Below are 14912 nucleotides of genomic sequence, written 5' to 3' on the forward strand. Positions count from 1 at the left end.
TCGGTTGTCACCGTGACTTGTGCGGATAGCGCGCGTGTTCCACACTCCGCGCACTTCACTCATAGCTGGGAAGCCTGATCATGACCACCGAGCCGGTTCGCGATACGAAGGCCATGCTGCGTGGCATGATGCCGAGCCTTGACGCCGCCGATTATGTGTTTTGCACGACCCAAGATGAGCAACTGATCGCACGGGCCGCGCTTTTGTCGCTTGGCTGGTTTCGTGAGGCTGAAGGCGTCTCCTTGATACTGGACATTGGCGACGCTCTACGGCTGGGCTTCGACACCACACTCCCCATGCGGCGGATCACGCTCACCGTGTTCTCGTCACTGGAAGGCGTCGGGCTGACGGCCGCCGTCGCCACCGCTCTCGCCAATCACAACATCTCCTGCAACATGGTGGCCGCCTATCATCACGACCACGTCTTCGTGCCAAAGGCCGACGCCGAGGGGGCCATGAAGGTGCTGCTGGAGCTGCAGGCGGCGGCAGGTTGACGTTGGAGCGCCTCGAATGGGCTAGCGGTCAGGAACCGCGGCCAAGCTGAAGACACCGGCGCGCACCTCGCCTCCTTCGCTACCAAGTCCGAAATCCGGCACGGAATACTCGGCGATACAGCGCAGCTTCTCCGTTGGTAGCGGGACACGATAGGGATCGCCGATCAGGACGTCGATGCCGGCGGCGCGGCAGGTTTCGAGAAACGCCAGCGCGCGTTTTGCCAGCGCTTCGTCATAGAAGAGATCGCCGGCCAGAACGATATCGACCGAAGGCGGCGGACCCTCGAGGAGATCGCCATGAACAAGATCGATCTCGACGCCGTTGGCGCCCGCATTGAGGCGGGCGGCGGCGATGGCGTTGTCATCGATGTCCGCGGCGACCACGGATGTTGCGCCTGCCTTGGCGGCGACGATCGCGACGACGCCGGATCCCGTGCCGAGGTCGAGAACGCGGCGGCCGCATACGATCTGCGGATTTTCGGCGATATGACGTGCGAGCACCGCACCGCCGCCCCAGCCATAGGCCCAGTAAGGCGCTGGCGCGTCGGGATTGGTCCCGCCGAGCCGTGACAGGCGGCTGCCGGAATGGGCGGTGTAGAGCTGGATATGTTCGAGACCTGGCACCGGCAGAAGCCGGAGATTCCTGGCGATGAAGGCGCTGGCGTCGAAGGAGGACGTGCGCTTCTGCGGCTGGGGATCAGCTTCGGCGGAAACGGATGTCATGCGCTCGGTCTGATCATCCATGGCGTCACCCGGTCCGGATCAGCAACCGCGAAAACCGTGTCTTGCGATTGCTGAACATGAAAGACGGCGAGACATGGCTGCCAGGTCGAAGATTGCCCGGAAAATCAGGACCATCCGAACGACTGGCGGCGCATGCGATCCTCGCCGTCACGGTTGGGCCTCAGCCCTTCTTCTTGGAGAATTTCGGCTTCGGGCCGTTGCCGTCGAACTTCGGCTTGCCTTCGTATTTCGGCTTGCCCTCGAACTTGGGCTTACCTTCGAACTTAGGCTTGCCGGGCTTGCTCCACTGCTTGCTGTCGCGCTCGCCGGATGGAGCCGCATCGCTGCGCGGTCCCTTCTTGAAGCCGCCGTCGCGCGGGCGATCGTCGTAGCTCTTCTTGGCGGCGTAAGGCTTCGGGCCGGACTTGTTGAAATCCGACTTGCCGTAATCCTGGCGGCCGAATTCCGGCGTGCCGGGCAGACGGCTGACGCGGATGCCGCGTTCCATCGTCTTGTTCGGACCGGTGGCGGCGAGAAACGCGTCGGCGCTGCCGGCGGCGATCTCGACGAAGGTCTCTTCCGGCTGCATCTTGATGGCGCCGATGTCGCGCTTGGTCAAGTTGCCGTTACGGCAGATCATCGGGATCAGCCAGCGCGGCTCGGCATTCTGCTTGCGGCCGACCGACAAAGAGAACCAGACGCTGGGGCCGAAATCGTCGCGCGGGCCACGGGGGCTGGTGTCGCGCGGGCCATCGGCGTTGTCACGCGGCTTGCGCGGACCGGCCTGCAGGCTGATCTCCATCAAATCCTCCGGCGCAGACTGCTTGGCGCGGTAGAGGTTGACGAAGGCGTTTGCGAGCTTTTCGGCGCCATGCGCTTCGAGCAGGCGCTTGACGATGTCCTGCTCTTCCTCGCGCGGAGCCTCCTCGAAGATCGGATCGGCGAGCAGGCGTTCCTCGTCGCGAGCAATGACTTCCTCAGCCGACGGCGGCAGCGCCCAGGTGGCGGCGATGCCGGCGTTGTCGAGCAGACGCTCGGCCTTGCGGCGGGCGTTAAGCGGCACGATCATGGCGCTGACGCCCTTGCGACCGGCGCGGCCGGTACGGCCCGAACGGTGCAGCAGGGTTTCCGGATTGGTCGGCAAGTCGGCATGGATGACGAGATCGAGGCCTGGAAGGTCGATGCCGCGGGCGGCGACGTCGGTCGCGATGCAGACGCGGGCGCGGCCATCGCGCATCGCCTGCAGCGCGTGGCTGCGCTCGTTCTGCGTCAGTTCGCCCGAGAGCGCGACGACGTCGAAATTGCGGTTATGGAAGCGGGCGGTCAGATGGTTGACGGCTGCACGGGTCGAGCAGAAGACGATGGCGTTGGTCGCCTCGTAATAGCGCAGAACGTTGATGATCGCGTTTTCGCGGTCGCTCGGAGCGACGGCCAGCGCACGATATTCGATATCGACGTGCTGCTTTTCTTCCGTCGTGGTGGCGATGCGCACGGCGTTCTTCTGGTAGCTCTTGGCAAGCTTGGCGATCGCGGCCGGCACGGTTGCCGAGAACATCAGCGTGCGGCGATCGTCCGGGGACGCATCGAGAATGAACTCGAGATCTTCACGGAAGCCGAGGTCGAGCATCTCGTCGGCTTCGTCGAGCACGACGGCCTTCAGATCGGACATGTCGAGCGCGCGGCGACGGATGTGGTCGCAGAGACGGCCCGGCGTGCCGACGACGATGTGGGCGCCACGCTCGAGCGCACGGCGCTCGCTGCGGATGTCCATGCCGCCAACGCAGCTGACGATGACGGCGCCGGTCAGCTCATAGAGCCATTCCAACTCGCGCTTGACCTGCAGCGCAAGCTCGCGGGTCGGCGCGATGACGAGCGCCAGCGGGGTGGCGGCCGGCTCGAAGCGATCTTCGTCGCCAAGCAGGGTCGGCGCCATGGCCAGACCGAAGGCAACCGTCTTGCCGGAGCCGGTCTGCGCCGACACCAGCGCGTCGGATGCGGCAAGCGCCGGATCGAGCATGGATTGCTGAACGGGGGTGAGCTCGGAATAACCGCGCTTCGCCAACGCCTTGCCGATCGCCGGAACGACGCCGCTTATCTCTGTCATTTTGTCTGTCTTTCGGAATAATCGGGCGCACGGTGCGCCGTCCGGAACTTGCCGGTTGAAAAGTTGGGCTGTTCCTACTGCGTCACACGACAAATGTCAAAGCGGATGTCCGCGCCACAGGAAGACATCGATGCTTTCCGCGCGGCCCCTGATCCTGGCTGAGACCGGCCCCTCGAGATGACCCTGATGGTTGGGTGCGGCCCCCGCCCCCGCCGCGCTCATCAAGGCGGCGCTGAGCGCGAGTTCGAAACCGTGGCTTGCCGCGACTTCCATGAGGCGGCTTGCGACGTTGACGGTATCGCCGGTCGCGGTGATCTGCTGGCGTGTTCCGGTGCCGAGCCGCGAGGCAACGACGGTGCCGCAATGGGCGCCGACCTTAAAGCCAATCTTGCGGCCGGAAAGCCCGGGATCTGCTGAAAGCCAGGCCCTCAGGCGGTTACCAAGCCCGACAGCGCAGGCAGCCGCCCGCAAGGCGTCGTCATCGGCCGGCCGCGGCAGGCCGAAGAGGATCATCGCACCATCGCCCATGAAGCTGGTAATCGCGCCGCCATGGGCGCGCGCCTCGTCATCGACGAGCTCGAAGAAGCCGCTCAGCACCTCTTGCACGCGCGCAGCACCTATCGCCTCGCTCAATCCGGTGAAGCCTGACAGATCGACGAACACCGCCGCGGCTTCCTGACGCACCGGGCGCGACAGGAAGGTCGGATCGCGCGCCAGCCACTCGCCGAGGCCCGGCGCCTCGATTCGCTGCAGCAGGTCGCTCTGCGCCGCGAAATGGATGGCGCGGCGGCGATCGAGCCACAGCTCCATCGCGCCGAATAGCAGTACCGGCGGCAAGGTCGCGGCGATCGGCAGCGCGGCGCTGAACCAATAGCCGTGCGAGAAGGCGACGATGTTGAATATCAGCCATGCCAGCACCGCGGCCGCGATGGCGCTATAGGCCACGGCGCTGCGGCGCCATCCAAGCAGGCTGATGATCAGCACCGGCAAGGTGACGCCGAGCAGCGCATCGAACGAGCGTACATTGCCATCACGGACGATATTGTCGCCTGCAATCAGCCGGGTGATGGCCGTGGACATGACCTCGACACCGGGAAGCACGGGATCGAACGGCGTCGGAAAGACGTCGCCGCCACCGGTTACCGTCGAGCCGATCACGACCACCCTTCCCTCGACCATCTTGGCGTCGATCTTGCCGGCGAGCGCATCGGCGGCGCTGAAGGTGGGGATCGTTCCGCGCGGTCCGTAAAAGGTCAGCGGCAGGCGTTGGCCGATATCGGTCGGAAGGCGCAACTCGCCCAAAGCAAGAGCAGCCGGCGTGAAGGCCGGATTGACGCCGAGCGCCACCGATGCCACCCGCAAGGGAAACGAGGCATCGACGCGCTGCGCGCCACGAGAGATCAGCGGAATATAGCGCGGCGTCCCGCCCTGATCGGTCGACACGTTGACGACGCCGATCGCGGCGGAATCGGCGAAACGGGCGATCGGCAGCATCATCCGGTCGGCCACCGGAATGGTCGCGAGCGGATCCTCGGCACTCGATGTCACCGACTGAAGACTTGACGGGAAGACGCCGGCTGCGGCGATGACTGTTGGTACGCCCTTCAGCGCATCGGCGAGCGCCTGGTCACCCTCCTCGGGTCCGGGATCGACCAGAAGCAGATCCAGCGCGATGACCTTCGGCTTCAGCGCGCCGATGGTTTCCACCAGCCGCGCGAGCGTCGCCCTGCTTAGCGGATATCCATTTGTGCTTGCCGTCTGGTCATCGATCGCGACGATGGTGACGACCGAAGGCGCGCTGCTTGGTCCAATGAGATGGCTTCTGATGTCGGCCAGCGATGCTTCCATGCGGTCGAGAAAGCCGGCATTGCCCTGCATGTGGAGATAGCCGAGCGCGCCGCCCCAAAGGGCGGCCGCGATCAGTGATATGGTGATCAGAAGCCGTCTGGCCTGCATGGGCGACTACTGGCCCAACCGCGCAAGAAGCGCATCAGCGCGTGCCTGCGGCCAGCGCCGAACTGTCAGCGCGCCACTGGTGCGCGACACATCCACGCCCTCGCCCGGCGCCAGCACGACCCGCGGCCCAGCCGATGGCCTGCCCACGGCCACACGCCCACGCACGACGAAGACCGATGTCGTGCCGTTCTTGACATCGACGGCCCAACGCGTGCCGCGCACGGCAGCGATCGCCTGCGGCGTCACCACCTCGAAGCCACCGCTGCGTCTGGCGCTATCGACATCGACGAGGACCGCCTTGTTGCGCAGCGACACCGAATCAGGACGACCATCGCCATTGCTGTCGACAAGCTGGAAGCGCGCGCCACCTTCGGCGGTGACGGTCACGCCATCGGCGCAGCGCATGATCTGGCGCGCCGTGCCGGCGACGCGTTCAAGCGTGCAGCCGGCGGACTGCGCCGCTGCCTGTCCTGCCCAAAGGCCCGCCCAAAGCAATGTCGTCGCGGCAATGGCGGTGGCCAGACAAGGACGACCGTACGATACTGTCTCCATGATATCCCCCTGTAGCAATTTCCGCCCCACGACCGAATAGCGCACTCTAACCCCGCCTCGCCCGGCACCGCAATGCGCCTGGCGGCAGTTACACAGGCGATGAGACAATCCCGCGTCCTATGAATGCGCCTCCGGCGATGGACCGACGTAGCGAGCACGCGGGCGGATCATAGTTCCACTGATCACCTGCTCGATGGCGTGCGCGAGCCAGCCGGCGGTTCGGGAAAGCGCGAAGATGACAAGTGGTGCGTCGTCAGGCAGGTCGAAGTGCCCGGCCATCGCCGCGAGCGCGAAATCGATATTCGCAGGCTCGCCCAACAGCTCCGCGCCGAGAGCGGCAATCTCGGCGTAGCGCGTCGGCATCTCGAACGAACGCATGATCGCCGCCGCGCGAGGATCGCCGTCTGGATAGAGCTTATGACCAAAGGCCCGCACCACGCCTTCCGTCGCCAACATCGTCCTGATCGCCTCGCGAGCACCCATCTCCCTTGACAAATCCATCAACCGCACGGCGCCCTGCCAGGCACCACCGTGGCGTGGGCCGGTCAGCGTCGAGAGGCCGGATAGCGTGGCGGCGGCCAGTGAAGCGCCCGACGATGCGGTGACACGCGCCGCGAATGCGGAGACGTTGAGTTCGTGTTCGGCGGCAAGCACGAGTGCTCGCCTGATGGGCTCCGCCGCCTCCGGCCGATCCCAGCTCTGGGCAAGGCGCTCGTGCAGCGGCAGGTCGGGCATCTGGCTTGGAGCAAGTGCGGCTGCCACCGTGGCAAGCACCTGCGCAGCTTCCGACTTCAACGCGGCGGGCGCGCGGCCCAAAGCCGGAAGATCCGCCGCCGCTCTCCTCGCCAGCAAGACGAAAGCGCCAGATATCCTTGACGGCTCGCCTGCCAAGAGTTCGATCGACGGGCATATGGCTGCCGGGCTCTCCCACAACAGGGCCGCGACCTGCTCGAACGTCGCCCGTTCGGACCAGGCGACCGCCTCGTGACCGCGATAGTAGAGCCGGCCATCCGCGATCGTCGAAATCGCGGTCGGCAGCACCGGCTCGCCCCAGTCGATCGTCTCGGCGGCGATGGCCTCCGCCTTTCGCCTGCCCGTATGGCGTTTGGCGAGACGCGCGACGTCCTCGGAATGATAGAGGCTCCGGCGGCTATCGGCAGCATCGGGCTTCGCGCGGATGCGACCGCGGCTGACATTGGCATAGAGCGTCTGCGGCTTCGTGCCGAGCCGTTCCAACGCTTCCTCGGCCGTCAGCCACGTCATGCAAACCTCTTACATTGATCTATTTCATCAAGATTGACGTCAATCTATCTAGGTCCGATCTTTCCAGGCGTAAAGGAGAAATGCGATGAAGAATGGCTTGGAAGATGTGATTGCAGCGGAAACCCAACTGTCCGATGTGGACGGTGAACGCGGACGCCTGGTGATACGCGGCGTCTCGCTTGATGATCTCGTTCCCGGTGAGACATATGAGGGTGTCGCAGCACTGCTGCTCGACGGACTGATGGAGCGTTCGGTCGATGCGACGACATTGCGGTCGCTGCTCGGGGCCGCGAGGGTCGAACTCTATTCGCACATCACGCACCTGGACGAAGGACTTCTGGCGCTGCCGCCTGTCGATGCCATGCGCGCGATGATCGCGCGCCTTGTTGATGGGCAGGATTTCGATACGGCTCTGCATCTGATGGCAGCGCCCGCCGTGTTCCTGCCCGCCATCCTCAGGCTGCAGGCCGGCCGGCGGCCAGTGGCGCCGGATGCGTCGCTGCCGCAATCAGCGGACATGTTACGGATGTTGACCGACAGGATGCCGAGCGCGGAGCAGACGGCGGCGCTGGACGCCTATCTGGCGACGATCTCGGATCATGGATTGAACGCCTCGACCTTCGCCTCGCGCGTCGTCGCCTCCACCCAGGCGGGGCTGACATCCTCGGTGCTGGCCGCCATCGGCGCTCTGAAAGGACCGCTTCACGGCGGCGCGCCCGGCCCTGTCCTCGATATGCTGGATGCGATCGGAACCGAAACCAACGCCCATGCATGGCTGACATCAGCACTTGATCGCGGAGAGCGGCTGATGGGGTTCGGGCACCGGATCTATCGCGTTCGCGATCCGAGGGCCGACGCGCTGAAGAATGCGCTCTCGCCTCTGGTTCGCTCCGGCCAGGTCGATCGTGAACGGATGGCGCTGGCAGCGTCCGTCGAGCGCGCCGCTCTTGCCATCCTCAAGGAGCGGAAGCCGGATCGGCCGCTCGACGTCAATGTCGAGTTCTACACGGCGTTGCTTCTCGAATCGCTTGGTTTCGAGCGGCAGGCCTTTACCGGCGTCTTCGCAATCGGGCGCACGATCGGTTGGATCGCCCATGCCCGGGAGCAGGCACTCAACGGCCGATTGATCCGCCCCCGCTCGATCTATACTGGCCCTCTACCAAAGGTCGCATAATCCGAAAAACTCAACACTAATAGAGATTTAGCGAATATTTACTCAAATCCCATAGATTTGCCCGGCGTGCATTTTGGCACGCTTGGCATATCGGGGTTTGTCCATGGTCGGATTTCTATCAAGCATCGGCTCCTCCAGCAGCGCCGTGCTGGACGCGTTGAACAAGTCGCAGGCAATCATCGAATTCGACCTCACCGGAAAGATTCTGACGGCCAACGAGAATTTCTGCAAGGCGGTCGGCTATGAGCTCAACGAGATCGTCGGCAAGCATCACCGGATGTTCGTCGATCCGGCCGAGGCGAACTCCAGGGATTATGCGGATTTCTGGGCGCGTCTCGGCGAAGGCAAGTTCGACCAGCGCCAATATCGACGGATCGCCAAGGGTGGCCGTGAGATCTGGATCGAGGCGACGTACAATCCGATCTATCGCGGCAACAAGCCATACAAGGTGATGAAGTTCGCGACCGACATCACCGCCGCCAAGAAGCAGGCAGCCGAGGACAAGGGCAAGCTCGAAGCGCTGTCGCGGGCGCAGGCGGTAATCGAGTTCACGCCTGAAGGTAACATCATCACCGCCAACGAGAATTTTCTGGCGACGCTCGGCTATTCCTTGTCCGAGATCGTCGGCAAGCATCACGCGATGTTCTGCGAAGCGGACTACAGCCGCTCCGCCGAATACAGGGCTTTCTGGGCGAAACTGGCGGCCGGCGAATTTGCGGCCGATCAGTTCAAGCGGATCGCCAAGGGCGGGCGCGAGATCTATATCCAGGCGTCGTATAATCCGATCCTCGATGCGTCGGGCCGTGTTTTCAAGGTCGTGAAGTTCGCGACCGATGTCACCGAGCGGATGAAGGTCGTCAACGATCTCGGCGCCGGCCTCGCCCGTCTTTCCGAATGCAATATCCGCCAGACGATCGACGAGCCTTTCGTCGGGGAATTCGAGACCTTGCGCCGCGATTTCAACACCTCGATCGGCGCGTTCCAGGCAACGCTGGTGAAGGTGCTGCAGCAGACCAACGCGCTGAACGGCAACAGCCAGGAAATGCGCGACGCCGCCGAGCAACTCTCTGCGCGGACAAGGGAACAGGCGGTTTCGCTGGAGGAAACGTCTGCGGCGCTTGAAACGGTGACGGCGACGGTCAAGTCCTCGACCGAGAACACGCAGGCGACGCGCAAGCTGGTGCAGAGCGCGCGCGCCTCGGCCTCGACTTCCGCTGCCGTGGTGCGCGAGACGATCACCGCCATGCAGCGGATCGCCTCGGCATCGAAGGAGATCGGCCAGATCATCGGCGTCATCGACGAGATCGCGTTCCAGACCAACCTGCTCGCGCTCAACGCCGGCGTCGAGGCAGCGCGTGCCGGCGAAGCTGGAAAGGGCTTCGCGGTCGTTGCCCAGGAAGTGCGCGAACTGGCGCAGCGTTCGGCCAAGGCCGCCAAGGAGATCAAGGGTCTGATCGAAAACTCCGGCAAGGAAGTCAACGAAGGAGTGCGTCTGGTCGATGCGACCGGAACGGCGCTCAACGAGATCGAGACCTTCGTCGAATCGATCGACACCAACATGACCGCGCTAGCGACCGCCGCCGCCGAGCAATCGACCGGCCTTTCGGAGATCAACAACGCGGTCTCGCAGATCGACCGGATGACGCAGCAGAACGCCGGCATGGTGGAGCGCACGACCGGCATCAGCTCGGAGCTGGCATCGGGTGCGGCGCTGCTGGCCGAGTTGGTCAATCACTTCAAGCTCAACCGACGCGGCATGATCCGCGATCAGGGGACGGAAGCCGCTGCTCCGGTGCGGGGACAGCGCGCGGCCTGAGGCGGCGCGTCGGAAATTTGGGAATGAAAAGCCGCCGCATCGTTGGATGTCGGCGGCTTTTGCTTGCCTAGCCATGGCCCCGGCAGCTCCTCCACCCTCATTTCTGTGCTCGTCACAGAAATCCAGTCAGCCCAAGTTTTTGGGCTGGAAAGAGTCTCTTCGCCGCGCGGACGCGCGGCGGCTGGATTCCCGCCACAAGGGCGAGAATGAGGGGAGTTTTTGGCACCCGTCGCTCCACGCATCAGCGCTAGCGCGCGCGCTGCCTCGACATCCTGACCAGAAAAAGCAAAAAGGCCGCTGTCAAAAGCGGCCTTCTCTATCGTCTTGCGACTATGTCTTAAACCAACCGGCTCTGCTCGGTCGCCGCTTCGATGAAGCTCTTGAACAACGGGTGCGGTTCGAGCGGGCGGGACTTCAGTTCCGGGTGGTACTGGACGCCGATGAACCAGGGATGGTCAGGGTATTCGACGGTCTCAGGCAGCACGCCGTCCGGCGACATGCCGGAGAAGACGAGGCCGCAGTTTTCCAGACGGTCCTTGTAGTCGATGTTGACTTCGTAGCGGTGGCGGTGGCGCTCGGAGATATCGGTCGAGCCGTAGATCTCGGCGATCTTGGTGTCCTTCTTGAGTGCCGCCTTGTAGGCGCCGAGGCGCATGGTGCCGCCGAGGTCGCCGGCCGCGTTGCGCTTCTGCAGCTCGTTGCCCTTTACCCATTCGGTCATCAGGCCGACCACGGGCTCCTCGGTCTTGCCGAACTCGGTCGACGAGGCCTTCTCGATGCCGGCCAGATGGCGGGCCGCTTCAACGACTGCCATCTGCATGCCGAAGCAGATGCCGAAATAGGGCACGTTGCGCTCGCGGGCGAACTGGGCGGCAAGGATCTTGCCTTCCGAGCCACGCTCGCCGAAGCCGCCGGGCACGAGGATGCCGTGGACCTTTTCGAGATAGGGCGCCGGGTCTTCCTTTTCGAAGACTTCCGATTCGATCCACTCGAGATTGACCTTCACACGGTTGGCGATGCCGCCATGGTGCAGCGCCTCGATCAGCGACTTGTAGGCGTCCTTGAGGCCGGTGTACTTGCCGACGATCGCGATCGTGACCTCGCCCTCAGGCGTGCGGATGCGATTGCAGACCTCTTCCCAGGAATCGAGGCGCGGCTTAGGCGCCGGCTCGATACCGAAGGCGGCCAAGACTTCGTTGTCGAGGCCTTCCTTGTGGTAGGCGATCGGCACGTCGTAGATGTTGGCAACGTCGAGCGCCTGGATGACGGCGCTTTCGCGGACGTTGCAGAACAGCGAGAGCTTGCGGCGCTCGGCTTCCGGAATTTCGCGATCGGCGCGAACCAGCAGGATGTCGGGGTGAATGCCGAGCGCCTGCAGTTCCTTGACGGAGTGCTGGGTCGGCTTGGTCTTCAGCTCTCCGGCTGCCGGGATATAGGGCATCAGCGTCAGGTGGACGTAGACGGCCGTGCCGCGCGGCAGGTCGTTGCCGAGCTGGCGGATGGCTTCCATGAAGGGCATCGCTTCGATATCGCCGACGGTGCCGCCGATTTCGCAGATGACGAAGTCGTACTCATCATTGCCCTCGATCACGAAATCCTTGATCTCGTTGGTGACGTGCGGGATGACCTGCACGGTCGCGCCGAGATAGTCGCCGCGGCGTTCCTTGTCGATGATGTTCTTGTAGATGCGGCCGGTGGTGATGTTGTCGGTCTTGGTGGCCGAGCGGCCGGTGAAGCGCTCGTAGTGGCCAAGATCGAGATCGGTTTCCGCGCCATCGTCGGTGACGAAGACTTCGCCGTGCTGGGTCGGGCTCATGGTGCCCGGATCCACGTTCAAATAGGGGTCGAGTTTGCGCAGCCGCACCCGGTAACCACGGGCCTGCAGCAACGCTCCGAGAGCGGCGGCCGCAATTCCTTTACCGAGAGAGGAAACCACGCCGCCAGTGATGAATACGTATCGCGCCATGGGAGCTACCGCTTACCTTTTCAAAAACGATTCCACCAGCCCTAAAATTCATGTCCTGAATTTTAGGGCTCTAATTCAACAGCATTCTTCCCGCGCTTGCCGCGTGATCGCTGTCGGTGACTTCAAGACAAAAGAAAACCGGCAGACCCTGGGGCCTGCCGGCGGTTTATGCGTTGTTCGGCTTACTGCCCGCTGGGAGCAGTCGCCGGGGCCGGAGCGGCAGGCGTGGTGGCCTGCGGTGCTGCCGGAGCAGTTTCAGTCGCTGCCGGGGCAGGCGTGGTCGCGGCGGGAGCCGGTGCGGTGGCTGCAGGGGCAGCCGGAGCGGTCGCGGCAGGAGCCTGAGCGGCCGGAGCAGCAGGTGCGTCGCCGCCGGTCGGAACGCCGTTGCCGGCAGGAGCCGCAGGTGCAGCCGGAGCGGCGGCGCCATTCTGCTGGCCGCCGAGCGAATCGAGAATGCCGTTGCCCTGCCCGCTCGTTGCCGGAATGCGGTTCAGGATGTCCGTCGGACGGCTTTCGTAGCGGTTCAATACGCCGAGGCCGAGCGAGGTGATGAAGAAGAGTGCTGCGAGGATCGCGGTCGTGCGGGTCAGCGCATTGGCCGTGCCGCGCGCCGACATGAAGCCCGAACCGCCGCCGATGCCGAGGCCACCGCCTTCGGAGCGCTGGATGAGCACAACGCCGACAAGCGCCAGCACGATCATGAGATGAATGACAATCAATACGGTCTGCATGGGTCCAGTCCTGCCGGCGCGAAGCGGGCATAAAGTAAAATTCTGGCGCTCTTTACATGAGGTGATCCGCTATTCCAAGCCCTTCAGCCCGGAATATACACGCATCTCAAGAGAGCAACGCCTCGTATGCGCCGTAGATGGCGAGGAAATCGGTTGCTTTCAAGCTCGCGCCGCCAATCAGCGCGCCGTCGACATTGGCGACGCCCATCAATTCCTTGGCGTTGCCCGGCTTGACAGAGCCACCATAGAGGATGCGGAACTTGCGACCGTTGTCGCCGAAGCGGGCGACGAGCTCGGCGCGCATGAAGGCATGCGCCTTCTCGACATCCTCAACGGTCGGCGTCACACCCGTGCCGATCGCCCAGACGGGCTCGTAGGCAATCACGGTGGTTTCTGGCGTGGCATTCTCCGGCACGGAGGCCGACAGCTGCCGCTTGATGATATCGAGCGCCTGGCCGGCCTGGCGCTCGGCAGCGGTCTCGCCGATGCAGACGATCGCCGTCAGGTCGGCGGCGGCGGCGGCTTCGGCCTTGGCGCGTACGAGATGGTCGGTTTCGGCATGATCGGTGCGGCGTTCGGAATGACCGACGATCACATAGGTGCCGAAGCAATCGGCGATCATTTCAGCCGAGATATCGCCGGTATGGGCGCCTTCGGGGTTCTGGTGGCAATCCTGCGCGCCAATGGCGAGCGGGCTGTCGGTGCAGAGCGCGGTCGCTACGTAAAGCAATGTCGCCGGCGGGCAAATCAGCGCTTCCACCTTGTTGGAAAGAGGACCCTGGACACCCGAAGCGATCGCCTTGATCTGATCCAGCGAGGCACGCGTGCCGTTCATTTTCCAGTTTCCCGCCACAAGCGGTCGCACGTCAGGTGTCATGCCGGCCTTCCCCATTTCTCCGTCAGCACGGGCCTTAGCAAAAGCATGCGGCAATGAAAAGGTTTGGGACGCTTACGTAAGGGAAATTGCGGCGTTTTGCGGCGCAAATGCTTAAAATTTGTCAGCCGTGTTGCCTAAGCTATGGCTAGCCCCCTCAATTCTAGGAGGCCAGTATCCAGTTCAACGTCTGGCGCCAATCGATCATGCGGATCGGCGTCCCGTGATTGCCCGTCTGGTACAGCGTGAAGTGGGTGGGGTAGCGCGATTTGATCAGCGTTTCGAATAGCGCCTGCTGGTCGGCGGCGGCGTAGGTCGGGTCGCGGCTGCCGTGGGCGAACCAAAGCGGCAGCTTGGCCTTGTAGAATGCGCTCTTCATAAAATCGGGATCGGCGACGCCACTCATGATGACCATGCCCTTCAGGCGCTTGACCGTCTCGGCGTCGCGCGTCGCGCCCCAGCAGATCTGGCTGCCCATGGAGGCGCAGGTGAGGATAATTGGGCGGCCCGGCGCCTGGGCGCTGGCGTAGCGGATGAGGCCTGCGACAGCGGTCACGCCATCGCTGTCGAAGGTCTTGACCGAGGGCGCGTAATAGACACCGCCATTGCCGGCGACGAGGTTCTTCAGCCGGTTGAAATTGCCGCCGAAGGTGTAATCGTTGACGCCGAGGCGACGGTCGCCGTCTCGGCCGTGGATGAAGATGACGGTGAAGGCGGCGCCGGCGCTCGGCCCTACCCTCGCGACGTCGAGCTTGATGCCATCGAGCGACAGCGTCTCGTTGTTCTGGAGCTTGCGGATGCCGAGCGAGACATACCTCTGCTGCGTGCGCTTTTCCGGGATCTGGTCGCGACCGTTGATATCGCGCATCTCGTCGTAGTCGATAACGTCGAAAGCGCCGCCATTGCCGGTCTGCAGCGTCGTCTGGCTGGAAAACAGATCGTCCTTGAAGGGAGGCAAGGTGTCGGCTGCGCTAAGATCAGCCGATGCGATCATTAAAAAGGCCGCAATTGCTGTGATAGTTATGCAATGACTTGTGGACATTCGCATGCGCAAGGTTCCCTGAGGCGTCTGGCCGCTTGCCATTCGGCGACCCAGGACGCAAATCATTTCTTAAAGAAAGTCCGCCCGATGAGGTGGCGTCGCGTATCGAGGTGCTTTCTGGCAGACTCTGCCTGATTCGCAAACGTGACATGAATTGCGGTGATTTTGGGTCAGGCTCAAGCGCAAGCGGCCACCCAACGACAAGATGAAGATCTGA

The 14912-nt window shown here is 63.6% G+C and carries 12 protein-coding genes; 3 read left to right on the forward strand and 9 right to left on the reverse strand.

What is annotated here, in order from left to right:
• The first annotated feature begins 80 nt into the window (after positions 1 to 80).
• On the forward strand, positions 81 to 494 hold the full coding sequence (locus D460_RS0117580) for an ACT domain-containing protein (RefSeq protein WP_018899888.1): 414 nt from the start codon (positions 81 to 83) through the stop codon (positions 492 to 494).
• Between the two features lie 21 nt (positions 495 to 515).
• Here D460_RS0117580 and D460_RS0117585 read toward each other — a convergent pair whose 3' ends face one another.
• The 5 genes from D460_RS0117585 to D460_RS0117605 form a co-directional block, all read right to left on the reverse strand.
• Positions 516 to 1238 carry a 50S ribosomal protein L11 methyltransferase gene (locus D460_RS0117585; RefSeq protein WP_018899889.1) on the reverse strand — a complete coding sequence of 241 codons (723 nt, stop codon included), beginning with the start codon at positions 1236 to 1238 and terminating at the stop codon, positions 516 to 518.
• 160 nt (positions 1239 to 1398) lie between these two features.
• Complete coding sequence (locus tag D460_RS0117590) at positions 1399 to 3321, reverse strand: DEAD/DEAH box helicase (protein WP_018899890.1); 1923 nt, start codon at positions 3319 to 3321, stop codon at positions 1399 to 1401.
• A 96-nt stretch (positions 3322 to 3417) separates the two neighbouring features.
• Complete coding sequence (locus tag D460_RS0117595; protein WP_018899891.1) at positions 3418 to 5277, reverse strand: adenylate/guanylate cyclase domain-containing protein; 1860 nt, start codon at positions 5275 to 5277, stop codon at positions 3418 to 3420.
• A gap of 6 nt (positions 5278 to 5283) precedes the next feature.
• Complete coding sequence (locus tag D460_RS0117600; RefSeq protein ID WP_018899892.1) at positions 5284 to 5829, reverse strand: FecR domain-containing protein; 546 nt, start codon at positions 5827 to 5829, stop codon at positions 5284 to 5286.
• Positions 5830 to 5946: 117 nt separating this feature from the next.
• Positions 5947 to 7092: a citrate/2-methylcitrate synthase gene (locus D460_RS0117605; RefSeq protein WP_018899893.1), complete on the reverse strand. Its 1146-nt coding sequence runs from the start codon at positions 7090 to 7092 to the stop codon at positions 5947 to 5949.
• 85 nt (positions 7093 to 7177) lie between these two features.
• Between D460_RS0117605 and D460_RS0117610 the strand changes: the two genes are divergently transcribed.
• Positions 7178 to 8266, forward strand: a complete 1089-nt coding sequence (locus D460_RS0117610) for a citrate synthase/methylcitrate synthase (protein WP_018899894.1) — start codon at positions 7178 to 7180, stop codon at positions 8264 to 8266.
• A 103-nt stretch (positions 8267 to 8369) separates the two neighbouring features.
• Positions 8370 to 10082, forward strand: a complete 1713-nt coding sequence (locus tag D460_RS0117615) for a PAS domain-containing methyl-accepting chemotaxis protein (protein WP_018899895.1) — start codon at positions 8370 to 8372, stop codon at positions 10080 to 10082.
• A gap of 337 nt (positions 10083 to 10419) precedes the next feature.
• Here D460_RS0117615 and D460_RS0117620 read toward each other — a convergent pair whose 3' ends face one another.
• The 4 genes from D460_RS0117620 to D460_RS0117635 all read right to left on the reverse strand — a co-directional run bounded on the left by D460_RS0117620 (position 10420) and on the right by D460_RS0117635 (position 14701).
• Positions 10420 to 12048, reverse strand: coding sequence for a CTP synthase (locus tag D460_RS0117620; protein WP_026283265.1), 1629 nt, complete (start codon positions 12046 to 12048; stop codon positions 10420 to 10422).
• A 182-nt stretch (positions 12049 to 12230) separates the two neighbouring features.
• Positions 12231 to 12779, reverse strand: a complete 549-nt coding sequence (secG, locus tag D460_RS0117625; RefSeq protein ID WP_018899897.1) for a preprotein translocase subunit SecG — start codon at positions 12777 to 12779, stop codon at positions 12231 to 12233.
• Positions 12780 to 12885: 106 nt separating this feature from the next.
• Positions 12886 to 13656 (reverse strand): triose-phosphate isomerase, encoded by a 771-nt coding sequence (tpiA, locus tag D460_RS0117630; RefSeq protein ID WP_026283266.1) that lies wholly within the window; start codon positions 13654 to 13656, stop codon positions 12886 to 12888.
• A 160-nt stretch (positions 13657 to 13816) separates the two neighbouring features.
• Positions 13817 to 14701: a phospholipase gene (locus D460_RS0117635; RefSeq protein WP_026283267.1), complete on the reverse strand. Its 885-nt coding sequence runs from the start codon at positions 14699 to 14701 to the stop codon at positions 13817 to 13819.
• Positions 14702 to 14912: the final 211 nt, after the last annotated feature.

Origin of the sequence: Rhizobium sp. 2MFCol3.1, from assembly GCF_000377565.1 — a bacterium.
GTDB lineage: Bacteria > Pseudomonadota > Alphaproteobacteria > Rhizobiales > Rhizobiaceae > Rhizobium.